At 70.5% G+C, this 21,669-nt stretch carries 26 protein-coding genes, 2 tRNA genes and 1 other RNA gene; 14 read left to right on the top strand and 15 right to left on the bottom strand.

Annotated features, from left to right (window positions below):
• Nucleotides 1-123 precede the first annotated feature (123 nt).
• Nucleotides 124-1,602, top strand: a complete 1,479-nt coding sequence (locus ACFQSB_RS29430) for a hypothetical protein (protein ID WP_380830120.1) — start codon at nucleotides 124-126, stop codon at nucleotides 1,600-1,602.
• Between the two features lie 318 nt (nucleotides 1,603-1,920).
• On the opposite strand, the gene ACFQSB_RS29425 is transcribed toward ACFQSB_RS29430, so the two are convergent.
• From ACFQSB_RS29425 to ACFQSB_RS29405, 5 genes are all read right to left on the bottom strand, one after another.
• Nucleotides 1,921-2,988: an aspartate-semialdehyde dehydrogenase gene (locus tag ACFQSB_RS29425; RefSeq protein WP_380830119.1), complete on the bottom strand. Its 1,068-nt coding sequence runs from the start codon at nucleotides 2,986-2,988 to the stop codon at nucleotides 1,921-1,923.
• A gap of 38 nt (nucleotides 2,989-3,026) precedes the next feature.
• Entirely contained in the window at nucleotides 3,027-4,301 is a 1,275-nt protein-coding gene (locus ACFQSB_RS29420) for an aspartate kinase (RefSeq protein ID WP_354851662.1), read from the bottom strand.
• 185 nt (nucleotides 4,302-4,486) lie between these two features.
• A complete protein-coding gene (locus tag ACFQSB_RS29415; RefSeq protein WP_354851664.1) occupies nucleotides 4,487-5,017 on the bottom strand; it encodes a DUF5063 domain-containing protein in 531 nt (176 codons plus the stop codon).
• On the bottom strand, nucleotides 5,010-5,609 hold the full coding sequence (recR, locus tag ACFQSB_RS29410; RefSeq protein WP_354851666.1) for a recombination mediator RecR: 600 nt from the start codon (nucleotides 5,607-5,609) through the stop codon (nucleotides 5,010-5,012). The genes ACFQSB_RS29415 and recR overlap by 8 nt, the downstream gene beginning before the upstream one ends.
• Nucleotides 5,610-5,614: 5 nt before the next feature.
• Nucleotides 5,615-5,962 carry a YbaB/EbfC family nucleoid-associated protein gene (locus ACFQSB_RS29405; protein WP_380830118.1) on the bottom strand — a complete coding sequence of 116 codons (348 nt, stop codon included), beginning with the start codon at nucleotides 5,960-5,962 and terminating at the stop codon, nucleotides 5,615-5,617.
• Nucleotides 5,963-6,346: 384 nt separating this feature from the next.
• Here ACFQSB_RS29405 and ACFQSB_RS29400 point away from each other — a divergent pair, with 384 nt between their 5' ends.
• The 3 genes from ACFQSB_RS29400 to ACFQSB_RS29390 all read left to right on the top strand — a co-directional run bounded on the left by ACFQSB_RS29400 (nucleotide 6,347) and on the right by ACFQSB_RS29390 (nucleotide 7,617).
• A complete protein-coding gene (locus ACFQSB_RS29400) occupies nucleotides 6,347-6,649 on the top strand; it encodes an ArsR/SmtB family transcription factor (protein ID WP_354851670.1) in 303 nt (100 codons plus the stop codon).
• A complete protein-coding gene (locus ACFQSB_RS29395) occupies nucleotides 6,639-7,184 on the top strand; it encodes a YbaK/EbsC family protein (protein ID WP_380830117.1) in 546 nt (181 codons plus the stop codon). The genes ACFQSB_RS29400 and ACFQSB_RS29395 overlap by 11 nt, the downstream gene beginning before the upstream one ends.
• 61 nt (nucleotides 7,185-7,245) lie before the next feature.
• Nucleotides 7,246-7,617, top strand: a complete 372-nt coding sequence (locus tag ACFQSB_RS29390; protein ID WP_380830116.1) for a cupin domain-containing protein — start codon at nucleotides 7,246-7,248, stop codon at nucleotides 7,615-7,617.
• On the opposite strand, the gene ACFQSB_RS29385 is transcribed toward ACFQSB_RS29390, so the two are convergent.
• Entirely contained in the window at nucleotides 7,618-9,879 is a 2,262-nt protein-coding gene (locus ACFQSB_RS29385) for a DNA polymerase III subunit gamma and tau (RefSeq protein WP_380830115.1), read from the bottom strand.
• A gap of 106 nt (nucleotides 9,880-9,985) precedes the next feature.
• Nucleotides 9,986-10,081, bottom strand: an RNA gene (ffs, locus tag ACFQSB_RS29380) — signal recognition particle sRNA small type.
• 116 nt (nucleotides 10,082-10,197) lie between these two features.
• Here ffs and ACFQSB_RS29375 point away from each other — a divergent pair.
• Nucleotides 10,198-10,283 (top strand) — tRNA-Ser (locus ACFQSB_RS29375).
• Between the two features lie 170 nt (nucleotides 10,284-10,453).
• Here ACFQSB_RS29375 and ACFQSB_RS29370 read toward each other — a convergent pair.
• Nucleotides 10,454-10,816, bottom strand: a complete 363-nt coding sequence (locus ACFQSB_RS29370) for a hypothetical protein (protein ID WP_380830114.1) — start codon at nucleotides 10,814-10,816, stop codon at nucleotides 10,454-10,456.
• Between the two features lie 272 nt (nucleotides 10,817-11,088).
• On the opposite strand from ACFQSB_RS29370, the gene ypfJ reads away from it, so the two are divergent.
• The 3 genes from ypfJ to ACFQSB_RS29355 all read left to right on the top strand — a co-directional run bounded on the left by ypfJ (nucleotide 11,089) and on the right by ACFQSB_RS29355 (nucleotide 13,014).
• A complete protein-coding gene (gene ypfJ / locus ACFQSB_RS29365) occupies nucleotides 11,089-11,973 on the top strand; it encodes a KPN_02809 family neutral zinc metallopeptidase (protein WP_380830112.1) in 885 nt (294 codons plus the stop codon).
• A gap of 68 nt (nucleotides 11,974-12,041) precedes the next feature.
• Complete coding sequence (locus tag ACFQSB_RS29360) at nucleotides 12,042-12,362, top strand: type II toxin-antitoxin system VapB family antitoxin (protein WP_354851680.1); 321 nt, start codon at nucleotides 12,042-12,044, stop codon at nucleotides 12,360-12,362.
• 130 nt (nucleotides 12,363-12,492) lie between these two features.
• Entirely contained in the window at nucleotides 12,493-13,014 is a 522-nt protein-coding gene (locus ACFQSB_RS29355; protein ID WP_380830111.1) for a GNAT family N-acetyltransferase, read from the top strand.
• A 54-nt stretch (nucleotides 13,015-13,068) separates the two neighbouring features.
• Here the strand turns inward: ACFQSB_RS29355 and ACFQSB_RS29350 are convergent.
• The 4 genes from ACFQSB_RS29350 to ACFQSB_RS29335 form a co-directional block, all read right to left on the bottom strand.
• Nucleotides 13,069-13,158: transfer RNA gene (locus ACFQSB_RS29350), tRNA-Ser, on the bottom strand.
• Nucleotides 13,159-13,229: 71 nt separating this feature from the next.
• Entirely contained in the window at nucleotides 13,230-13,664 is a 435-nt protein-coding gene (gene tadA / locus ACFQSB_RS29345) for a tRNA adenosine(34) deaminase TadA (protein WP_354851702.1), read from the bottom strand.
• A gap of 75 nt (nucleotides 13,665-13,739) precedes the next feature.
• On the bottom strand, nucleotides 13,740-14,231 hold the full coding sequence (locus ACFQSB_RS29340) for a tRNA adenosine deaminase-associated protein (RefSeq protein WP_354851684.1): 492 nt from the start codon (nucleotides 14,229-14,231) through the stop codon (nucleotides 13,740-13,742).
• 17 nt (nucleotides 14,232-14,248) lie between these two features.
• On the bottom strand, nucleotides 14,249-14,737 hold the full coding sequence (locus ACFQSB_RS29335) for a tRNA adenosine deaminase-associated protein (RefSeq protein ID WP_354851704.1): 489 nt from the start codon (nucleotides 14,735-14,737) through the stop codon (nucleotides 14,249-14,251).
• Between the two features lie 178 nt (nucleotides 14,738-14,915).
• On the opposite strand from ACFQSB_RS29335, the gene upp reads away from it, so the two are divergent.
• The 6 genes from upp (at nucleotide 14,916) to ACFQSB_RS29305 (ending at nucleotide 18,962) form a co-directional block, all read left to right on the top strand.
• Nucleotides 14,916-15,554, top strand: coding sequence for a uracil phosphoribosyltransferase (upp, locus tag ACFQSB_RS29330; RefSeq protein ID WP_380830110.1), 639 nt, complete (start codon nucleotides 14,916-14,918; stop codon nucleotides 15,552-15,554).
• 133 nt (nucleotides 15,555-15,687) lie between these two features.
• Nucleotides 15,688-15,906 (top strand): three-helix bundle dimerization domain-containing protein, encoded by a 219-nt coding sequence (locus ACFQSB_RS29325; protein ID WP_354851687.1) that lies wholly within the window; start codon nucleotides 15,688-15,690, stop codon nucleotides 15,904-15,906.
• Nucleotides 15,907-16,021: 115 nt separating this feature from the next.
• Complete coding sequence (locus ACFQSB_RS29320; RefSeq protein ID WP_354851688.1) at nucleotides 16,022-16,180, top strand: hypothetical protein; 159 nt, start codon at nucleotides 16,022-16,024, stop codon at nucleotides 16,178-16,180.
• Nucleotides 16,177-16,704: a PH domain-containing protein gene (locus ACFQSB_RS29315; protein ID WP_354851690.1), complete on the top strand. Its 528-nt coding sequence runs from the start codon at nucleotides 16,177-16,179 to the stop codon at nucleotides 16,702-16,704. The genes ACFQSB_RS29320 and ACFQSB_RS29315 overlap by 4 nt, the downstream gene beginning before the upstream one ends.
• Before the next feature lie 133 nt (nucleotides 16,705-16,837).
• Nucleotides 16,838-18,169 carry a helix-turn-helix domain-containing protein gene (locus ACFQSB_RS29310; protein ID WP_380830109.1) on the top strand — a complete coding sequence of 444 codons (1,332 nt, stop codon included), beginning with the start codon at nucleotides 16,838-16,840 and terminating at the stop codon, nucleotides 18,167-18,169.
• A gap of 103 nt (nucleotides 18,170-18,272) precedes the next feature.
• Nucleotides 18,273-18,962, top strand: coding sequence for a FadR/GntR family transcriptional regulator (locus ACFQSB_RS29305; RefSeq protein WP_354851694.1), 690 nt, complete (start codon nucleotides 18,273-18,275; stop codon nucleotides 18,960-18,962).
• Nucleotides 18,963-19,085: 123 nt separating this feature from the next.
• On the opposite strand, the gene dnaN is transcribed toward ACFQSB_RS29305, so the two are convergent.
• The 3 genes from dnaN to ACFQSB_RS29290 form a co-directional block, all read right to left on the bottom strand.
• Nucleotides 19,086-20,180, bottom strand: a complete 1,095-nt coding sequence (gene dnaN / locus ACFQSB_RS29300; protein ID WP_380830108.1) for a DNA polymerase III subunit beta — start codon at nucleotides 20,178-20,180, stop codon at nucleotides 19,086-19,088.
• A 228-nt stretch (nucleotides 20,181-20,408) separates the two neighbouring features.
• Entirely contained in the window at nucleotides 20,409-21,062 is a 654-nt protein-coding gene (locus ACFQSB_RS29295; RefSeq protein WP_354851697.1) for a response regulator transcription factor, read from the bottom strand.
• On the bottom strand, nucleotides 21,059-21,669 hold a 611-nt coding region (locus tag ACFQSB_RS29290; protein WP_380830107.1), incomplete at its 5' end, for a sensor histidine kinase. The genes ACFQSB_RS29295 and ACFQSB_RS29290, both read right to left, overlap by 4 nt.

Raw genomic sequence — 21,669 nt, 5'->3', positions numbered from 1 at the left:
TAGATCCTCTGGCGGAGGGGCGCCCTGCGACAGAGGATCAATATGGGTGTGCATCCATGCACACGGGGGCCCGCGTGGCTTGGTGCCTGCGCGTTGCTCGCCGTGCAGATCACAGTGACGGCGTTGGGTTCGGCGGAGCCCGCCTCGGCGGCCGCTCCACGGCCGGGCGGCACGGACCTCCGCTCCGCGCCCGATCGGCTCGGCACGACGTCGAGCGGCTCCGGCATGGCCTCCGGCCGCGCCGGAGCCCGCTTCCCGCGGCAGGTCGCCCTCGATCCGGCGGTGCGGGAACGGACCACACCCGAAAGGGGCATCCCTGAGGCGGCCGGCCCGGACGCGGCCGTCCGCCGCGCCACCACCCGCACCGCCACCACCCGCACCGGCACCGGCACCGCCCTGACCCGCTCCGCCACCCCCGCGAACACCGCCCTCGCCCGCTCCGCCACCCCCGCGGACACCGCTCTCGCCCGAAAGGCGCCCCGCGCCACCCTGACCACGACCACCCCGAAGGCGGCTCCCGCCCGGGCGACCGCGGCCCTCCGGAAAGCGGCTCGGCTCAAGGCGACCGCGACCATCACCAAAGCGGCTCGGGTCAAGGTCATCCCGGAGACCCCGAAGACCCCGCAGACCCCGAAGACCGCCCGCGTCAGGGTGACCGCGACGTCAAGGAACGCGGCGGCCCTCGCTCTGGAGACCTCGGCGGCCCGCACCTCCATGTCCTCCAGCGCGATCACGAACTACCGGCGAGCAGGCCTTGCCGTCGAAGCCGCTCCGTCCCGGCGCGCACGCCTCGCCATCGAGACCGCTCCGACACGGCGCGCGAACCTCATCGTGAACACCGCCGGCGCCGGTAGAAGAGCACTCACGCCGAAGGCCACACGCCGGGGGTCCTTCGCTCCCGAAGCCGGCCTTTCACGCCGCGAAGCGTTCCTCCGCATGGCCGCCCCCATCCGCCGTGGCCTACCCGCAGTAGGAGCCCGCCGAGGTCTGCTAGGTCTGCCCACGGCAGGCGTCCCCCGAGGCCTGCCCAGAGTAGGAGCCCGCCGAGGCCTGCCCGCGGTAGGCGTCCGCCGGGCGCCGGTCGCCGTCCGGGTGGCCGCCGCGCGGCGCGCGGCGGCGTCGCCGCGCATGGCTCAGCGCGTCGCCATGGCCTCCGGGATGGTCAGCCCGATGCTGTGGAGGCAGCATCTGCTGTACCCGGGCCTGCGGCTCCGGCACCCGCAGGCCGCGCGGCGGCTCCAGCGGGCGGGCCTGCGATGGCGGTCGTCGGGCAACTGCGTCAACCGGCACCGGCACTCCTGCACCTCGCTGGCCACCGTGCGACTGCAGACGCTGTGGGGTCTGGTCGATCTCAAGCGCCGCAGCGGTTGCGACGTCCTGGTCACGGGGGGCACCGAGACCGGCCACGCCGGAGGCGTGCACAGCCACGGCAAGGGCTACAAGATCGACGTCGCCCACAACCGGTGCATCGACCGGTTCATCAGAAGCAAGCACCGGGGACGGGTCCGCGGCGACGGCGCCCGGCTGTTCTACGAGCACCGCCCTCAGGGCCACACCACCTACGCCAACGAGCCGAGCCACTGGGACATCACATTCCTCTGACCCACCCCACACCCACATCACTGACGGCCTGGCTTGCCGCCGGCCGTGTGTGACCAGTGACTCCCGGAGCGGGCGATCGTTTGCGATGGAGCGATCGTCCGCTCCGGGTCTGTTTCGACGGCCCGAGGGGGCGCCTGGCAGCACGGGACACGCCCGCGCGTTTGATCGCGCGGGTGGACGGCGGCCGGCGCGGCCGGCGCGGCCGGCGCACACCCACTATCGACCCACTACCGGCACCCACGCCGCACCCGCCCGCGGCCGAAGCGGAACGCGATGTAACGGCCGAGGGCGGACGCGATCGAGTGGTGTGCGGGTGGGTCAGCGGGAGGAGAGTTCGGCGGCGACCAGTTCGGCGATCTCGGCGGTGTTCAGTGCGGCGCCCTTGCGCAGGTTGTCGCCGCAGACGAACATGTCGAGCGTGTTGGGGAAGTCGAGCGCCTGGCGGATGCGCCCCACGTAGGTGGGGTCGGTGCCCACGACGTCGGCCGGGGTGGGGAACACGCCCTTCGCCGGGTCGTCCAGGACGACCACCGTCGGCGCGGCCTCCAGCACCGCCCGGGCCGCGGCCACCGTCACCGGCTCGTCGAAGGTGGCGTGCACGGCCAGCGAGTGGGTGGTGATGACCGGCACGCGGACGCAGGTGGCCGAGACCTTCAGGTCGGGAATGCCGAGGATCTTGCGCGACTCGTTGCGGACCTTGAGCTCCTCGGAGAACCAGCCGTCCTCCTTGAGCGAGCCCGCGGCGGGCACCACGTTGAACGCGAGCGGAGCAGGGAACGGCGAGTCGACCAGGTCGGGGACGGCCTTGCGGACGTCGCCGGCCACCGTGCCGATGGCCCGGTTTCCCGCCACCGCGGCGATCTCGTCGTAGAGCCGCTCGGGCCCCGCGACGCCCATGCCGGAGACGGCCTGGTACGACGCCACGACCAGCTCGCGCAGGCCGTACTCGCGGTGCAGGGCGCCGAGGGCGGCCATCATCGACAGCGTCGTGCAGTTGGGGTTGGCGATGATGCCCTTGGGCCGCCGGGCGATCGCCTCGGGGTTGCACTCGGGCACCACGAGGGGCACGTCGGGATCCATGCGGAAGGCGCCGGAGTTGTCCACGGCGACCGCGCCGCGGGAGGCGGCCACCGGCGCCCACTGCGCCGACACCTCGTCGGGCACGTCGAACATGGCGACGTCGACCCCGTCGAACGCCTCGGGCGACAGCGCGACGACCTCGACCTCCCGCTCGCGGACCACCAGCTTCTTCCCGGCCGAACGGGGTGAGGCGATGAGGCGGATCTCGCCCCAGACGTCGGGGCGGCTGGACAGGATCTCCAGCATCACCGTGCCGACGGCGCCGGTGGCGCCGACGACGGCCAGGGTAGGCTTGTCGGAACTCACTGCTCGGTCACTCTCCTCGCCGGTGTGCTCGTGGGCGTTCATCTTCCGGTGCCTCCGTAGACCACGGCCTCGACCTGGTCGCTGTCGAGGTCGAAGGCCCGGTGGGCGGCGGCGACCGCCGCGTCCACCTCGTCCTGGCTGACGATGACCGAGATGCGGATCTCGGAGGTCGAGATCATCTCGATGTTGATGCCGGCGTCGGCCAGGGCGCCGAAGAAGGTGGCGGTGACGCCGGGGTGGGAGCGCATGCCCGCCCCGATCAGCGAGACCTTGCCGATCTGGTCGTCGAAGAGGATCTTCTCGAAGCCGATCTGCTCCTGGATGCGCTTGAGGGCCGTGACGGCGGAGGTGCCGTCGGCCGAGGGCAGCGTGAAGGAGATGTCGGTGCGCCCGGTGGCGGCGGCCGAGATGTTCTGCACGATCATGTCGATGTTGATCTCGGCGGTCGCGAGCGTTCTGAAGATGGCCGCGGCCTCTCCGACCTTGTCGGGAACCCCGACGACAGTGATCTTTGCCTCGCTCCGGTCGTGCGCGACGCCGGAGATGATCGGCTGCTCCATCTCGGTTCCTTCAGTGTGGGGATCGGAGACGACCCAGGTGCCTTCCTTGCTGCTGAACGAGCTCCTGACGTGGATCGGCAGGTTGAACCGCCGGGCGTACTCCACGCAGCGCAGGTGCAGGATCTTGGCGCCGCAGGCCGCCATCTCCATCGACTCCTCGTAGGAGATGCGGGGGATCTGGCGGGCGGCCGGGACGATGCGCGGATCGGCGGTGAAGATGCCGTCGACATCGGTGTAGATCTCGCAGACGTCGGCGCCCAGGGCCGCCGCCAGCGCGACGGCCGTGGTGTCGGAACCGCCCCGCCCGAGCGTCGTGATGTCCTTGGTGTCCTGGGAGACGCCCTGGAAGCCGGCGACGATGGCGATCTGCCCGCTGCGCACGGCCTCCTGGATGCGGCCGGGCGTCACGTCGATGATGCGCGCCTTGCCGTGGGTGGAGTCGGTGATCACGCCGGCCTGGGAACCGGTGAACGACCGCGCCTCGTCGCCGAGGTTGGCGATGGCCATCGCCAGCAACGCCATCGAGATGCGCTCGCCGGCGGTCAGCAGCATGTCGAGCTCGCGCCCGGGGGGCAGCGGCGTCACCTGCTGGGCCAGGTCGAGCAGCTCGTCGGTCGTGTCGCCCATCGCCGAGACGATCACCACGACGTCGTTGCCGGCTTTTTTCGTCGCGACGATCCGCTGGGCCACCCGCTTGATGCGGGAGGCGTCGGCGACGGAGGAACCACCGTATTTCTGGACAACGAGCGCCACGGGATGTCTCCCAAAGGTTCAGTATGCGGAGCCCACAGTCTACTGGGGGCACCCATGACCGCCGCCGATTAAGCCCAGCATGTGGACAACCGACCCCGCTGACCAGCCCGAACCGGACCTGCCTGTGTACAACTGATCCCACGGACGACCGTGCCGGCGCGGAGCCCCCGCGCCGGCCGGCGGACTCACGCGGTGGTCGTCTCCTCCACCACGTCCAGGCGGGTGTGGGCGACCAGCGCCTGCAACGCCCGCATGGCCGCCCCCGCGTGGTTGCCCCAGGTGTTGAAGTACGAGTACTGCCACCACCACAGCGCCTCCAGCGGACGCCCCGCGCGGTAGTGGCCGAGCCCGTGGATCAGATCGGCCGCGACGGCCGCCAGGTCGTCCGACAGGCGGTAGGCCGTGACCCCGGTGTCCTTGTAGGGGTCGAACACCTCGGCGTAGTCGTCCACCGGGCCAAGACGCGTGGCGAGCGCCGTGCGCACCCCGTCGAGGTCGGGGTCGGGACCGGTCGCGGGCTCGAAATTGCCCTGCAGGATCACATCCTGCGCCGCTCCGAGCTGCGCACCCGCCAGACTGACCTGCGAGACCTCGACGAGCAGCATGGGCAGCATGGCGTCGCCGCCCTCGCCGCCCGCCAGTCTCGTCAAGCCGTCGAGATAGTTCTGCGCGTGCGCGGCGATGCGGTCCGCCATGGCGTTCCACTCGTCAAACATCCAGCAGCCTCCGTCCTTCGAAAGCGCGGCCCAAGGTGACCTCGTCGGCGTACTCGAGGTCTCCGCCCACTGGCAGACCGCTGGCCAATCGTGTGACTTTCAAACCCATCGGTTTGACCAACCTGGCCAGATAGGTGGCCGTGGCCTCCCCTTCCAGGTTGGGATCGGTCGCGAGGATCAACTCGGTGACCCGCCCGTCGGCCAGCCGCGTCATCAGCTCGCGGATGCGCAGGTCGTCCGGGCCGACGCCCTCGATGGGGCTGATCGCCCCGCCCAGCACGTGGTAGCGGCCGCGGAACTCGCGGGTCTTCTCGATGGCGACGACGTCCTTGGACTCCTCGACGACGCAGATGACATGGGGATCGCGCCGGGCGTCCCGGCAGATGCGGCACTCCTCCTCGGCCGCGACGTTCCCGCAGACGCGGCAGAAGCGGACGCGCTCCTTGACCTCCAGCAAGGCGTGCGCCAGCCGCTTGACGTCGGCCGGGTCGGCGGCCAGCAGGTGGAAAGCTATGCGCTGCGCGCTCTTCGGACCGACGCCGGGAAGCAGGCCCAGCTCGTCGATCAGGTTCTGGACGACCCCCTCGTACATGGCGGTCAGAACCCCGGAAGCTGGAATCCGCCCCCGCCGAGGCCCTGGGCCAGCGGGCCGAGCTTCTCCTGCTGGAGGTCGGCCGCCGCGCGGACGGCGTCGCGCACCGCCGCGATCACCAGGTCGGCGATCGTGTCGGCCGAGTCCTGCGGGTCACCGGGGTCGATGGCCTTGGGACTGATCTTCAGTTCGAGCAGCTCGCCGCTCCCGTTGACGGTGGCGACGACCAGGCCGCCGCCGGCCGTGCCCTCGACCTCCGCGTCGTTGAGCTCCTGCTGTGCGGTCGCGAGCTGCTGCTGCATGAGCTGCGCCTGCTCGAGCAACTGCTGCAGGTTGACATCACCTGGATTCACGATCGTGCGCTCCTCATGGCTTCGCGTGTGGCACGAGCCTACGGGGTTTGCCACGGATGTTGCACTGGCGACGTCCGTTGTAGGCAAGCGGGGACCGGCCGCGGGACACGGCGCCGAAGATGCCCGCCCCAGGTGCGGACCACATCGCACCGAGTGGCCCCGGCCCTCGACGATCATGCCGGCACGGTCGTGACCGTACCGCCCGACCGGGCGCGCCGCCCCCGCCCGGTGCGCGACTCCAGCGTCCCAGAACCGGCACGGCGACGGTGTCAAGGAACAGCACTCATAACGTCAAGACCGCATGATGTGCACGCCCGTCCGTGCAGCGGCCGCCGCGGCGCACTCATGCTTGACAGGCAATTAGCGAATTGCCATATTCCCTAAGTGCTCGATGTGGACCTGATCAAGGCGATGGCGAACGACAGGCGCCTGCTCATCTTGGAGTGGCTACGTGACCCGGAGCGCCACTTTCCGCCGCAGCGTGACGGCGACCTGGTGCGTGACGGCGTCTGCTCGCTGCTGATCGCCCAGAAGCTCGGGGTGAGCCAGCCGACCTGTGGTGAGCATCTACGGGTGCTCTCGCAGGCGGGTCTGGTGCGCGGCAAGAAGATCAAACAGTGGGTGTTCTATCAGCGCGATGAGGACCGTATCGCCGAGGCGAAGGAGATGTTGAGCGGTGAGTGGTGAGCTGCAGGGCGATATCGCCGGCCTCGGCCTCGAAGCTACCGACGCGTTCGACACGGGGCTTTACGCACGGTTGATCACGGATCTGGACGCGGCCGGGGCCCGCTACCGACTCATGGACCATCCGCCCGAAGGACGTACCGAGGTGGTCAGCGCGCTGCGCGGGCACGACGTCGCGCACGCGGCCAAGTGCCTGATCGTCATGGTCAAGCTCGGCAAGAAGCTGACCCGGTATGTGCTGGCCGTGGTTCCCGGTGACGCCCGCCTGGACCTGCAGGCGGTCAAGGAGTCGCTGAAGGGCACCTACGTCGCCTTCGCCGGCCGCGACAAGGCCGAAGAACTGGCGGGAAGTGTGAGCGGAACCGTACTGCCTTTCAGCTACCACCCCGGGCTGGAGGTCATCGCCGACCCGGCGCTGATGCGGGTGCCGGAACTGTTCTTCAACGCCGCCCGACTGGACCGTTCGATCGCCCTGGCCACCGACGACTATGTGCGCCTGGCCTCCCCCCGCATCGCCCCCATCACCACCACGTCCTGACCTGGGGCCGTCCCGAAAGGGCCGAATTCGCCCATGGCCGCCGCCTCGCAAGGAGGAGACCGTGTCCCAGCCCGACTACGCCATTCATTACCAGCCGCTGTTCACCACCCTGCAGACCATGGACGTCCAAGCGTTGATCGACCAAGTCGATGACCCTTGGTACAACCAGACCCTCATCCACGTCGGGGACGTCTGGGTACGGCTGGGGGTCATGCAAGGGGAGTACCACTGGCACAAGCACGATGAGCAGGATGAGTTCTTCTTCGTGCTGGACGGGCTGTTCCGCATCGAATTGGAGGACGCCGACACGGTCGAACTCGGTCCCAGGCAGGCCTTCACCGTCCCGGCCGGGTTGATGCACAGGCCCGTCGTCCCAGTACGCAGCGCCGTGCTGATGATCGAGAAGGCCGGCGTCATCGCCACCGGCGACTAGCTAGGTGTGGTCGATCTCGCCGATTATCTGGCCGCCGAGTTCGCGCTGGACGAGGGCCATGCCGGTCAGGGCGTCGGCGTCCGCGTCGGCGTCGTTGTCCGGATCGACCTCGTCGGTCTCGACCGACGCCGGCCCCGGACGGCCCGGGACGGCGTCCGGCCACCCGGTGGCGCCCGCTTGGCGCGGCCCGGCCTGGGCCGCCGCCTGCGCGGCCGAGCGCGCCGCGGCGAGCCCTGGACGGGCGGCGGTGAACCCGGGGCCCGGAGGATGCCCCTCGTCGTCCGGCGGCGGCGCGTCCGGCCATGGCTCCTCTGCCGTGGACGCCGTGGACGCCGTGGACGCCGCCCCCGCAGGCCGCTGCGCGGAGGCCGGAGCCGGCCGCCGCGCCGGTGCCGGGGCGCTTGTGAGGCCCGGCTGGGCGGGAGCCTGCGCCGCCGGCGGGACCTCCTGCCGCGCGGGTGCCGGCCTGGCGGCGGGCGCCTGCCGCACCGCCGGAGTCGAGGGCGCGCCGCCGCCGGGCGCGTTGCCGACCACGGCCTCGACCCGCCAGTTGCCGCCCATGACCTCGGCGATGGCCGCGGCCACGACGGCGTCCTTGGCGCCGTTGACGAAGTTGCGCATGGCGCCGACCTGGCTGAAGCCCAGCGTGACGATGTTGTCCTCGACGCCGATCAGCTGGGAGTTGGTGTTGACGTTCGCCCAGACGGCCGGCGAGCGCCGCTTGAGCACGTCCAGGATCTGCGGCCAGGTGTGCTGGAACGCGCCGGACGCCGCCTGGACCACGGGCCCGGCGGAGGGAGCGTCCGGCCGGTGCGCCGGCGCCTGGGGAGCGGCCGAGCCCTCCTGCGCGCGGGCGGCGCCGGCCCGCGCGGGGGCGGGCCAGTCGTCCGCGGGCGGACGGGCGGCGGGCGTCCTCGCCTCGACCGGCGGCCGGCCCTGACCGGAGACGTCCTGCCCAGGAGCCTCCTGAACATCCGGAACGGGCGCGCGCTGGGACTGGCCCGGCTGCGGGTACTGCGACCCGCCGGCGGCCCGCGGCTCGTGCGCCGCGCCGGCCCGCGTGCCGGTGGCGAAGGCGCCCGGAGCCGGTGCGGCCGCCGCGACCACGCCGCCGCGCTCCAGCCGTTCGAGGCGGGCGAGCATCGCGACCTCGCCCTGGTCGACGGCCGGGAGCAGCACCCGGGCGCACATGAGCTCGAGCAGCAGACGGGGAGAGGTGGCGCCGCGCATCTCGATCAGCCCGGCGTTGAACACCTCGGCCGCGCGGGTCAGCTCGCCGGGCCCCATGGAGGCGGCCTGCCCGGCCAGCCGCTCGAGTTCGTCGGCCGGGCGGTCGAGCAGGCCGTTGTGCGCGGCCTCCGGCACGTTGGCGAGGATGACCAGGTCGCGGAAGCGCTCGAGAAGGTCCATGGCGAACCGGCGCGGGTCGTGACCTCCCTCGGCCACCCGGTTGACCGCCTGGAAGACCGCGGCGCCGTCGCGCCGGGCGAACGCGGCGATGATCTCGTCGAGCAGCCCGCCGTCGGTGTACCCCAGCAGGGACACGGCCCGGGCGTAGGTGATGCCGGCCTCGTCGGCGCCGGCCAGGAGCTGGTCCAGGATCGACAGCGAGTCGCGGGCCGAGCCGGCCCCCGCCCGCACGACCAGCGGCAGCGCGGCCGGCTCGTACGGCACCGACTCCGACAGGAGGATCTCCTCCAGCAGCTGCCGCAGCGTCGCGGGGGGCATCAGACGGAACGGGTAGTGGTGGGTGCGCGACTTGATGGTCCCGATGACCTTCTCGGGCTCGGTGGTCGCGAAGACGAACTTCAGGTGTGGCGGGGGCTCCTCGACGAGCTTGAGCAGCGCGTTGAAACCCTCGCGGGTCACCATGTGCGCCTCGTCGATGATGTAGATCTTGAACCGCGCCGACACCGGGGCGAAGAACGCGCGTTCGCGCAGGTCGCGGGCGTCGTCCACGCCTCCGTGGGAGGCGGCGTCGATCTCTATGACGTCGAGGTGGCCCGGCCCGGTGGGCGCGAGGGCCACGCACGACTCGCACTCGCCGCAGGGGTCGGGCGTCGGGCCCTTCTCGCAGTTGAGCGAGCGGGCGAGGATGCGCGCGCTGGAGGTCTTGCCGCACCCGCGCGGCCCGCTGAACAGGTAGGCGTGGTTGACGCGGCCGGTGCTGAGCGCCTGCCGCAGTGGCTCGGTGACGTGCTCCTGCCCCTTGACCTCGGCGAACGTCCCAGGCCGGTACTTGCGGTAGAGAGCGAGACTCATGCCGTCTCCTCGCCTAGGGGGTCGGAGTGGGTGATCACCGAAGCGTCTTCGGGGTCGTGTGTGCCGATCGTCGCGATCATGTGACGACACCGCCTTGAGGCTCCAGCGAAGAGACCCCTCGCACACCCGACAGAGCCCGCTTATCCTTGCTGCCTTCCGGCCCTGGGGAGGTTCACAGGATGACGCCGTGCGAGGGGTCCGGTGACAGTCTAGCCGTGCGCGGCAGTGCTCGGGGCGCAGCCGCCGGGGAACGTCGAGACCGATTCGTCGTCATCTCCATGGTCTCGGCAGGCTCCGAAGTCCGGTAAGCTTCTCGGCGGAGGATTCGCCTAGTTGGCCTAGGGCGCACGCTTGGAAAGCGTGTTGGGGGCAACCCCTCAGGAGTTCGAATCTCCTATCCTCCGCGCTTGGTTGAGCAGCAAGAACACGAAGGCCCCGGTCGATCCAACCGGGGCCTTCGTGCTTTCAGCCTTCAGAACCCACCGGCGAGACGACCCGCGAGCCCTTCAGCGGCCGGCCGGCGCGTTCTCCAGCGGCCGGCCGGGGTGTTCGTCAGTGGCCGGTCGATGGGGCTTCAGTGGCCGGCGGACGAGACCCGGGCGTGCGGGACGGCGGCGCCGCCGCAGGCCGGGTGCAGGCCCAGCGCCACACCCGCGCCCATCGCGAACGCGAGCACCAGCCCGGCGGCGAACGGGCTGAGGGACGTCGCCCAGGCCCTGAGCCACGCGGACACCGGCATGGCGGGAAGGCTGCGCAGGAAGTAGGCCGGAGGGGGCACGTCATCGCGGACGAAGTCCCGCACGTCATCGCGAGCCGGGTCCGGCGCGTCGTCACGTCCCGGGTACGGCCCGCCGTCGGGACCGGAGCACCGTGCGTCCTCGTGCGTCCAGTGCGCTTCTTCGCGACGAGGGGGCGGCACCTCGCTTTTCGCACCCAAGGTGACCTCCGTATCACCGGCAGTGATCGTCGATCAGCACGCTAGCCCGCTTCAGGACGAAGATCCCGTAACCGGTGCCCGGGTGGAGCCGATCACGGCCTTCCGTTGGCATTCAGCGGTGACGGGCTTGGCCGAAGGGGCCACCGTCGGTGACCGAGTGTCACCGAGGTACGGCGTGACGTGCGTGTACCCGCGATCATGCATGATCGTTTCTCTGCGGGGCAGCGGAGTGGCCGACACCCCGAGGACCGAGACAAAGGGAAGACGGGCCGATGGACTTCCGTGACGATGTCGACCTCGACGCCTCACAGGTCGAGAACCGTGGTGGCGGGGGCGGGATCCCCGGTGGCGGGCTCGCCATCGGAGGAGGCGCGGCGGGCATCATCGCCCTCATCGCCGCGCTGATATTCGGGATCAATCCCGGTGACATAACCGGCAGGGACGGCGGTGGGGACACCACGGGCGTCCAGCCGACCTCCGACCTGTCCCAAGAGTGCAAGAAGGGCTCCGACGCCGACCAGTCGGAGAACTGCCGCGTCGTGGGCGTGGTGAACAGCATCCAGGCGTACTGGAAGGACGCGTTCGGGCAGGGCGGCAGCGGCACCTACACGCCCGCGAAGACCGTTCTGTTCTCCCAGGCGGTGGACACCGGGTGCGGCCAGGCCACCTCGCAGGTGGGGCCGTTCTACTGCCCGAGCGACAAGCACGTCTACCTGGACCTGAGCTTCTTCGACGAGTTGCAGAGCAAGTTCGGCGCGAAGGGCGGCCCGTTCGCCCAGGCGTACGTCATCGCCCACGAGTACGGCCATCACGTCCAGGACCTGTTGGGCACCATGGAGCGCGTCGGGGGGAACAGCCAGGGCGCCGACAGCGCTTCGGTCCGGCTGGAACTCCAGGCCGACTGCTATGGCGGCGTCTGGGCGAAGAACGCCGTGGACACCGGTTTCTACGAGAAGCCCTTCACCCAGACCGACATCCAAGAGGCGCTCGACGCCGCGGCCGCCGTCGGCGACGACCGCATCCAGGAGAAGACGCAGGGCCGCGTCGACCCGGAGTCCTTCACTCACGGCACCGCCGAGCAGCGGACCAAGTGGTTCAGCACCGGCTACGACTCGGGCGACCCCGCCAAGTGCGACACCTTCTCCGGAGGCATCTGACCTGATCAGGGCTTCACCGGGCACCCGCTGAAGCAGGCAAACAGGAAATCTCTCCTAAACTACATAGGGTGATCTTCAAGTCAGTCGGTGATGGCCGCCCGTACCCCGAGCACGGCCTGTCGCATCGAGAGTGGGCCCAGATCCCGCCGCGGCAGGTCAGGCTCGACTCTCTGGTGACCACGAAGGCGGTGCTCGACCTGCACTCTCTGCTCGCCAAGGATTCGACCTTCTACGGTGACCTGTTCCCCCATGTGGTGCAGTGGCGCGGCGAGCTCTACCTCGAGGACGGCCTGCACCGCGCGCTGCGGGCCGCCCTGCACCAGCGTTCGGTCCTGCACGCGCGGGTTCTCGAACTGGACGAGTCCCGCGGCGGCTCCGCGCCCGAATGACGCGGCGCGGAGCCCCCGAAGCCGCCGGCCCGGCGCGCACGAAGCCATCCGCGGCCCTGGCGGCCGTCCGCGGGCCGGCGCGGAACAAATCGCGTTGACACCCCTGTCCCGGCACGGCCAGCCTGAGCGGATGCTGATCCGACGCGAGGTACCGGCCGACATCCCCGCCATCCGCGAAGTGCACAACGCCGCGTTCGCCAAGCCGGAGGCGCCCGGCGAACCGACCGTGGAGGCCGTCCTGGTGGACGCGCTGCGGGCCTGCGAGGCGTGGCTGCCGCGTCTCTCACTGGTCGCCACAGGGGCGGACGGCGCCATCCTTGGCCATGTGGTCTGCAGCCGGGCCTCCGTGGACTCCGCTCCCGTGCTCGGACTGGGGCCGCTCGGGGTGCTGCCCGCCCATCAGCGTCAGGGCGTCGGTCATGCACTCATGCACGCGGTGCTGGCGGCGGCGGACGCGCTCGACGAACCGCTCGTCGTGCTGCTGGGCCATCGTGACTACTATCCGCGGTTCGGTTTCCGGCCGGCCGCCGAGCTCGGCGTCGTCCCGCCGGTCGCGGCCTGGGGCGAGCACTTCCAGGCGCGCCCGCTGGCCGCCTACACCCCGGCGACGCGCGGCGCGTTCGCCTACGCCAAGCCGTTCGACGAGGTGTAGGCCTGGTGACGCCGAAGGGCCCGCGGCCGGTCGCCCGGCGCGGGCCCTTCGTGGTGGCGGTGGAGGTGGGATTTGAACCCACGGATAGGTTGCCCCATCACACGCTTTCGAGGCGTGCGCCCTCGGCCACTAGGCGACTCCACCGCCGAGCAGCCTACCGGATCCGGGGCCCTGTTCGCGCGCGCTCATCGTCTGGTATGCACCAAATGCCGGTTTCAGTGGCGCCGGTCGGCGAAGAAGTCCCGGAGAACGGCCGCGCACTCCCCGGCGAGGACCCCGAGGATCACCTCGGGACGGTGGTTCAGCCGCCGGTCGCGCACCACGTCCCACAGCGACCCCGCCGCGCCGGCCTTCTCGTCGGCCGCCCCGTAGACGATCGTGTCCACCCGGGCGAGCACCGCCGCCCCCGCGCACATCGTGCAGGGCTCCAGGGTCACCACCAGGGTGCAGCCGCTCAGCCGCCACTCGCCGCGCACGCGGGCCGCCGCGCGCAGGGCCAGCACCTCGGCGTGGGCGGTCGGGTCCGCGCTCGCCTCCCGGTCGTTGCCCGCCACCGCGAGCACCTCACCCCCGGGCCCGAGGACGACGGCGCCCACGGGCACCTCGCCACGCTCGCCGGCCAGCGCGGCCTGCTCGAGCGCGAGCCGCATGGGCGTCTCGAACTCGCCCTGCGCCGGATCGCTCACGGCCGCGGGCCCGCCGGCGAGGCCGCGCGGGGGAAGGCGCTAGTGCAGCCGGTCGAGCTCATCGGCGAAGGAGAGCTTCTCGGCGATGACCGAGAGGGTGTCGGCGGGAAGCACCCCCTCCTCCATGCTCAGCTCCAAAAGCTCCTCGGCGCTGACGCCGAGGTCGCTGAGCAACTCGAAGTCGCCGGCGGGACGGACGCCGAGATCGGCCTCCTTGTCGGGGACGACGACCCCGGCCAGCTCGTTGAACAGCTCGCCGAGGCCGTCAGCGGCCGCCGCGTGGGCGTCGGAGAGGAAGGCGCGCGGCTCGGCGTCGTCGTCGTAGCGGACGAGCGCGAACCATTCGTCCTCCACCTCGACGCAGAGCAGGGCGAGCTCCTCGCCGTTCAGCCCCAGAGCGTCCTGGACGGCGTCGCCCAGGTCGTCGGCGATCTCGGCGTTGGTGAGATCGACCTCGGCGCCGCTCCACCCCTGGGGCGTGCGGACGAAGGCCGCGGCGAACAGAGCGCTGTGTGTTGGTCTCGAGGGCATGATCGGGGCTCCCGAGGTCAGCCGATGGCTGAGTCGACGGCACGTTCAAACGGCTGGGAGAAGCCCAGCCGCGCGGCGATGCTGGAGAGCACCTCGTCAGGAAGCAGTTCGAGATCACCGGAGAGGGCGCCCAGCTCCATCTCGTCGAGGCCCAGATCGGCGAAGATCGACAGGTCTCCGGCCGGGAGGACCATGTCGAGCTCCTCCTCCTCCGGCACGGGGACGTCGAGGTACTCCAGCACCTGCTGGGCGAGCGGCCAGTCCCACGACGCGGTGATGTCGGACAGGAAGACGTCGACGCGCTCGCCGAACACCCTTAATGCCACGAAGAAGTCATCCCCAACGGCGACCAGGCCAATCGTGGCGCCCATGCTCGGCTGCTGCCGGAGAGCGTGGATCAGCCCGTGGAGGTCCGCGGTGAGACCCACCGGCAACATCTCGGCTTCCCAGCGGTCGTCCTCGCGGTAGACCACGATGGCGAAGTCAAGAGCATCTACGTCTGTCATCTTCGCTCCACCGACGCGGTTCTCACGGTTGGCCATGCTCCCAGAATCACTGGAGCCCCGTAGGCCCCTCGGGCAAATTGTGATCAAAAACGGCCGCCCCCGACCCGCTTGGGGTGTGATGGGGGTTACCGGGCCGCTCGTACCGTTCACCCGGGCGCAGAGGATAGCGTTGGCAGCCATGAAGACCCTCGTCGTTGACCACCCGCTGGTCGCTCACAAGCTGACCGCTCTCAGGGACGTGCGCACCGACTCCCCCACGTTCCGGCGGCTCGCCGACGAGCTGGTCACGCTGCTGGCCTACGAGGCCACGCGCGACGTACGGGTCACCGACGCGACGGTCACCACCCCGGTGGCCCCCGCCCACGGCGTGCGGCTCGCCCGCCCCGCGCCCCTGGTCGTGCCGATCTTGCGCGCGGGCCTCGGCATGCTCGACGGCATGACCCGCCTGCTGCCCACGGCCGAGGTCGGCTTCCTCGGCATGATCCGCGACGAGGGCACCCTCAAGGCCGAGACCTACGCCACCCGGCTGCCCGAAGACCTCTCGGGCCGCCAGTGCTACGTGCTCGACCCCATGCTCGCCACCGGTGGCACGCTCGCGGCGGCCATCCAGCTTCTGTTCCAGCGCGGCGCCGAGGACGTCACGGCCATCTGCCTGCTCGCCGCGCCCGAGGGGCTGCGATATCTGGAGCAGGTCTTCACCGACTCGGGCAACCCCGTGCGTGTGGTGACCGCCGCCCTGGACGAGCGGCTCAACGAGCACGGCTACATCGTCCCCGGCTTGGGCGACGCGGGAGACCGCCTGTACGGCGTCGTCTGATTCTTTTTCCTTCTTCGTCCCCAGGTTGACACACCCTTCGTTACATACTGTGTTTCAGAGGGTACACAGAGTGATGACAATGTCACTGTGTTCCCGGCCCCCGCGGGGCCGTGGACGCACACCTGGGAGAGCGATGGACCAACTGCCGGATATTGACGCCTACACACAGGTCGAGACCGCGCTGAAGGTCGAGTTCGCCGGGGTTCATCCCGCCGCGACGGTGACACGCTGCGTAGAGGCGGCGCACCACGGCGCGATGGAGGTCACTGGTTACGCGTACCCGAGCCTCGTCGAGCGCATCGCGCGCAAGCACCTCCAGGTGCTGGCCGCGGTCGCCGGCGAGCAAGGGTGACGCAGGTCACATCCAGACCCCTAAAGACTGTGGGGTCGGGATGCCTTTACCGAGCGAATCAGCTGGGTAATGTATACGGTGGGTGCAGTGGGTGAGTTGGTTAACGGAGGCGGCAGTGCAGGTCAAGAAGGTTCTAACGTACGCAGCCATCGCGTTTGTGGCTTTCTACCTGTTCACCAGACCGGCTGACGCGGCTAGCGCGGTCAGAGGAGCAATGGACACTGTGGTGAACGCCGCGGATTCGCTGGCGCTATTCGTCGCGAAGCTGACATGAGACTTGTGACCCACGGGGACTCTGCTCCGTCGTCGGTCAATCGTTACCTTCTGCCCCACGAACACCAGGTCATCATGGTGCGGCGCCACCCGGCCGTGCTGCTGCGACCGGTCGCCGAGGTCTTCGGCGGCCTGGTCCTGGCGGGGCTGCTGAGCAAGTGGCTGGGCGAGAACCAAGGAGCCCAGGCACTGGTGATCGTCTGGTGGGCGTGGCTTCTCTTACTCATTCGCTTCGTGTGGAAAGTGGCCGAGTGGTCCGTCGACTACTTCGTGGTGACGTCCAAACGCATGCTCCTTACCACCGGTTTGATCACTCGCCGGGTGGCGATGATGCCACTCGGCAAGGTGACCGACATGAGCTTCCAGCGCTCATTGCTCGGCCGCATGCTCGGTTACGGCGAGTTCGTCCTGGAGTCCGCCGGTCAGGACCAGGCGCTCTCGACCGTCCCCTTCATTCCGTATCCGGAGACCTTGTACCTCGAGGTTTGCCAGATGCTCTTTCCCAGTTCTGACGACGACGATTAGTCCGGGTTCGTCCTGAATCCCGAGGGGTGAGACAGACTTGCCCCTCGGGATTCTTGACGTGGGTATACCCGATTCGGCTGCTTCGTGCCATCATGGCGAGACCATTGACCATAACATCGCCTTAAGAGATCACATGCCGAGTCAGGGAACCATCGGTGATCGCGTCCGCGGGCTGCGTCTGAGCAGGCGTATGTCTCAGGCCCAGCTGGCCGGACCCGACCTCTCCGACAGTTATGTCTCACTCATCGAGTCCGGCAAGCGCACGCCGACGCCGGTGGTCGCCCGCCTTCTCGCGGAGCGCCTTGGATGCACCACCGAGTTCCTGCTCCACGGGATCGAACCGCGCCAGCGCATCGACACCGAGCTCGGCCTGCGCCATGCCGAGCTGGAGCTGCACCACGGGGACGCGGCCCTCGCCGCCGACCGCTTCGGTGACATCGTCAAGGCCGCCGGAGAGGACAACGCGCTGCTCGCCGCGCACGCACGGCTCGGCCGTGCGCGTGCGCTGGAGGCGCAGGGCAAGCTCGGCCGCGCGGTCGAGGCGTACGAGCGGCTTCGCCGCGAGGCCGCCGCGCACCCCGAGCGGCTGGCCGACCTTCCGCTCACGGTCGCGCTGTGCCGGTGCTACCACAAGGCCGGCGACATCATGCGCGCCCGCGACCTCGGCGCCAAGGCGCTGGAGCAGGTGACACAACTGTCACTGTTCCACGGCGAGGTGTCGGTCGACCTGGCCGCGGCGCTCGCCGACGCCGAGATCGGGCTCTCGTACGTCGAGCACGTGCTCGAGGTCACGGGCGTGCCGGTGCCGGACGACCGCACGACCGAGATCCTCTCGCTCTGGCAGGCCAGCGTGTCGGCCGCCGAGGGCGAGGACTCCGCGCTCGCGGTGCAGTTCGCCGACGACGCGCTGGCGGCCGGGCGGCCCGCCCGCGTCGCGGTCCAGATGGCGAAGATCGCCATGCGTTGGGCCGAGATCTCCGCCGCACGGTCCAGCAGGGAGCACTCCGACGCGCTGGTCTCCCGCGCCTCGGAGGTCTTCTCCGTGCTGCCCGCCGAGTCGGTGGAGTACGCGCACAGCCTGGTCGTTCTCGCCCGGGTGCACTTGCGCTCCGGGGACGGCCGCGGCGCCGACGAGCTGGCGGCCAAGGCGCTGGAGCTGTTCGCCGACGAGCCCCGCACCATGAGGGCCTCGGCCCACCTGGTGCTCGCCGAGAGTGCTTTGGCACGGTCCGACGACGCGGTCAGGGGCCACCTTGAGCGCGCGGGCGACGCCCTGATCGCGGTGCCGTCCTCGGGCGCGGTCCGCGACCGCGAGATCGCCGAGGTCTGGCGCGAGCTGGGCGACCTGTGGGGCAAGGCCGGTGACCGCGGGCGACAGACGCGCGCGTATCGTAAGGCACTCGAAGCGGTCGGGGTCAGGTCGACCGTGGCCGGCGCCGTCACCGCGACGGTCTTCGCACGGTAGGCCTCCAACCAGGGCCCCCGGATTTGGCCGCGGGGCCCTGGAATAAATAAGGTCGACCAATCATTGACTCGTAGGATGATTGGTTACCCGGAGGAGGCAGACTGTGAGTCTGCGTACGGCGCAGCGGGCTTCCCTCGTCGACCAGGTGATCGAGCAGCTCAAAGAGCAGATCACCTCTGGATCCTGGCGTCTCAACGCCAAGATCCCTACGGAGACCGTCCTCGCTGAGCAGCTCGGCGTCGGCCGCAACACCGTGCGTGAGGCGGTGCGCGCGCTCACCCACGCCGGCCTGCTCGAATGCCGCCAGGGTGACGGCACGTACGTGCGCGCCACCAGCGAGCTCTCAGGGGCCATGGCGCGGCGCCTGCGGACCGCCGAGCATCTGGAGATCCTCGAGGTGCGCCGCGCGCTCGAGGTCGAGGCCGCCCGGCTCGCGGCCGTCCGCCGTACCGAGGGTGACATCGAGCTGATCGAGGCCGCCCTGCTCCGCCGCGAGGAGGCGTGGGCCGAGGGCGAGGTCGACGCCTTCGTGGAGGCCGACCTGGCCTTCCACGTCTCGGTGGTCGAGGCCACGCACAACCGCGTGCTGATCGAGCTGTACAAGGACTTCTCCGCGGCGCTGCGCGCCAGCATCGCCGCCGCGGGCGCGCCCCTGCAGAACGGCCATATCCCGCACGACGCCATCGCCCGTGCCATCGCCTCCGGTGACGCCGCCGCCGCCGAGCGCGCGGGACACGCGTGCATGGAGCACATCGCGATCGCCCTCACCGAGACCCCCGAACTTCTGGACTGACCGCCGCCCCGAAGGCCGGCCGCAGCCTGCCCCGTGCAGGCGCGCGACCTCACTCAATACCGGAACGCCGGGTCACCGCCCTGGTCGGTGGTAAGCGGCCTCGGCCCAGAAGGCCGGCCGGCCTCAGGCCAGGCGCAGCGACATCACCAGATACCGGAACGCAGGGTCGTCGCCCTCGTCGGTGATCAGGGACGGCCGGGTGGGCGAGGCCATGTGGATGCTCGCCTTCTCGGTCTCCACCCCGGCCAGGCCGTCGAGCAGGTAGTGCGGCTGGAAGGCGATCTGGATGTCGTCGCCTTCCAGATCGGCGGCCACCGCCTCGGCGCCCCGGCCGATCTCGCCGCCGCCGGCCTGCACCAGCACCTGCCCCTGCGTGAACGACAGCCTGATCGCGGTGTGCCGCTCGGCGACCAGGGCGACGCGCTTGATGGCCTCGACAAAAGGCGCCACCGTGACATCGGCGCGGATCGCCCAGGTCTCGGCGAGGCGCGCCCGGTAGTCGATGAACTGCTCGTCCAGCAGACGGACGGTGGTCGTGCGCCCCGCGCACTCGAACCCGGCGACTCCCGCGTCGAAGCCGATCGACACCTCCCCGGCGCGCAGGGAGCGGCCCACCTCCACCATGACCCGGGCGGGCACCATGACCGCGGCCCGCTGGTCGGGCTCCTCGGAGTGCCACAGGAAGTCGCGGGCCGCGATGCGGTAGCGGTCGGTGGCCGCCAGGGAGACGTTGGCGCCGTCGATGTCCATGCGGATGCCGGTGAGCATGGGGAGGGTCAGGTCGCGGCTGGCGGCCACCGCCACCTGGGCGACGGCCGCGGCGAAGACGCCGCCCCCGACCGCGCCGGCCCTGGGCGGCATGGCGGGGAGCGTGGGGAAGTCCTCCACCGGGAGGGTGAGCAGGCCGAACTCGGCTCCGCCGCAGGTGAGCACGGCCTCGGCGCCGGAGGTGACGATCTGCACGGGCTCCCCCGGCAGGCTGCGGGTGATCTCGGCCAGCACCCGGCCGGGGATCAGCACCTTGCCCGGCTCGGCGACCTCGGCGTCGATCACGGCACGGGCCGAGACGTCGTAGTCGAACACCGAGAGCGTGAGGCTGTCGTCGAGCGCCTCCAGCAGGATGCCGGACAGGACGGGCATCGCAGGACGGCCCGGCAGCGTCCGGGCGCTCCATGCCACCGCGTCGGCGAGGACATCGCGGTCCACCTGGAACTTCACCCTGATCCATCCCCTTCGCTCACGTCTGCTTTCCAGCAAGGTAGCGCCTGGGTGGGACATTTACCCGTTGAGCAAGCACCATCACCCCCGCCCAACTTGGGCGAACCGCCCTCCCCTCCAAGGACCCATACCCGACCGATCACCATCGGCGCCCCCTGACCTGCCCGAACCACCTGAACGAGCACCGCCTCGGCTCAGCCCGGGCCCTTCTCCCCGCGTGTCGAGGGGTCAGGCTCGGGTGCCGTTGAGGTAGGCGAGGACGGCGAGGACGCGGCGGTTGTCGTCGTCGGACACGGCCAGATCGAGCTTGGCGAAGATGTTCGCGGTGTGCTTGGCCACTGCGCTCTCGCTGAGGAACAGGCGCTGCGCGATGGCGGCGTTCGACCTGCCCTCGGCCATGAGCTCGAGCACCTCGCGCTCGCGCGGGCTGAGCCGGCCCAGCGGCTCGTGGCGGGCGTTGCTGGCCAGCAGCTTGGCGATGACATCGGGATCCATGGCGGTGCCGCCCCCTGCCACCCGCCGTACCGCGTCAATGAACTGCGCGGAGTTGAAGACGCGGTCTTTGAGCAGATAACCCACCCCGCCCGTGCCGTCGGCGAGGAGCTCTCTGGCGTAGAGCTGCTCGACGTGCTGGGACAGGACGAGCACCGGGAGGCCGGGGATGGAGCGGCGGGCCGCCAGCGCCGCCTGCAACCCCTCGTCGGTGAAGGTGGGCGGCAGCCGCACGTCGACCACGGCCACCTCGGGACGCTCGTCGAGCAGGGCCCTGAGCAGCTCGGGCCCCGACTCGACCGCCGCGACGATCTCGAACCCGTGGGCCTGCAGCAGGCGGACCAGGCCGTCGCGGAGGAGGTAGAGATCTTCGGCCAGAACGACCCTCACGCGGCCGCTCCGGCCTCGGCCCTCTTGATCTCCTGGGTGAGGCCGTAGGCGGTGACGGCCATGGCGACTCCGAGCACGATCATGCCGATGATGGCGGGCCACTGGAACACTTCAGGCAGGTAGAGCGCGAGGAACCAGCTGCGCTCATCGGCGTCGAAGATCTTGAAACCCGCCGCGACGAGGCCCTGCGGGAACAACGGCAGCCACATCAAGCCCCAGCACACTGCCATCAGCCTGTGTTTCCAGGGCGGCAGGGTGACGCGGCACGCGGCGTGCCCGGCGAAGGCGCGAGGGATGTCGACGCTGGCCGTGGTCGGACCTCCCACTGGGCTGTACAGCGCCAGCACGCCGTCGAACGCGGCCACCCGCCGCTCGATGCCGCGCAGGCCGCTGCCACGCGAAGGGTCGGCGCCGCCCTGACCGTCGTCGATGACCGTGATGCGCAGGGCGGGACCGCGCCGGCTGATGTCCACCGCGACATGGCGCCCGCCGCCGTGCCTGCTGGCGTTGGTGAGCAGTTCGCTGACCACGAAGTAGACGGCGGACTCGACCGGGGCCTCGGGGCGGGCCGGCAGGTCGACGTTGACCGAGACCTTCAGCGGGCTGT

It is taken from the genome of Sphaerisporangium rhizosphaerae (assembly GCF_042665155.1).
GTDB classification, from domain to species: Bacteria; Actinomycetota; Actinomycetes; order Streptosporangiales; family Streptosporangiaceae; genus Sphaerisporangium; species Sphaerisporangium rhizosphaerae.
This window is presented reverse-complemented; position numbering and strand designations above follow the sequence as displayed.

Coding starts and splice junctions, on each gene's coding strand:
- ACFQSB_RS29385 (WP_380830115.1), bottom strand. CDS start 9,879: ATGAGTCTCGCTCTCTACCGCAAGTACCGGCCTGGGACGTTCGCCGAG.
- upp (WP_380830110.1), top strand. CDS start 14,916: ATGAAGACCCTCGTCGTTGACCACCCGCTGGTCGCTCACAAGCTGACC.
- ACFQSB_RS29335 (WP_354851704.1), bottom strand. CDS start 14,737: ATGACAGACGTAGATGCTCTTGACTTCGCCATCGTGGTCTACCGCGAG.
- ACFQSB_RS29340 (WP_354851684.1), bottom strand. CDS start 14,231: ATGCCCTCGAGACCAACACACAGCGCTCTGTTCGCCGCGGCCTTCGTC.
- ACFQSB_RS29415 (WP_354851664.1), bottom strand. CDS start 5,017: ATGTTTGACGAGTGGAACGCCATGGCGGACCGCATCGCCGCGCACGCG.
- ypfJ (WP_380830112.1), top strand. CDS start 11,089: ATGGACTTCCGTGACGATGTCGACCTCGACGCCTCACAGGTCGAGAAC.
- recR (WP_354851666.1), bottom strand. CDS start 5,609: ATGTACGAGGGGGTCGTCCAGAACCTGATCGACGAGCTGGGCCTGCTT.
- ACFQSB_RS29355 (WP_380830111.1), top strand. CDS start 12,493: ATGCTGATCCGACGCGAGGTACCGGCCGACATCCCCGCCATCCGCGAA.
- tadA (WP_354851702.1), bottom strand. CDS start 13,664: ATGCGGCTCGCGCTCGAGCAGGCCGCGCTGGCCGGCGAGCGTGGCGAG.
- ACFQSB_RS29310 (WP_380830109.1), top strand. CDS start 16,838: ATGCCGAGTCAGGGAACCATCGGTGATCGCGTCCGCGGGCTGCGTCTG.
- ACFQSB_RS29325 (WP_354851687.1), top strand. CDS start 15,688: ATGGACCAACTGCCGGATATTGACGCCTACACACAGGTCGAGACCGCG.
- ACFQSB_RS29315 (WP_354851690.1), top strand. CDS start 16,177: ATGAGACTTGTGACCCACGGGGACTCTGCTCCGTCGTCGGTCAATCGT.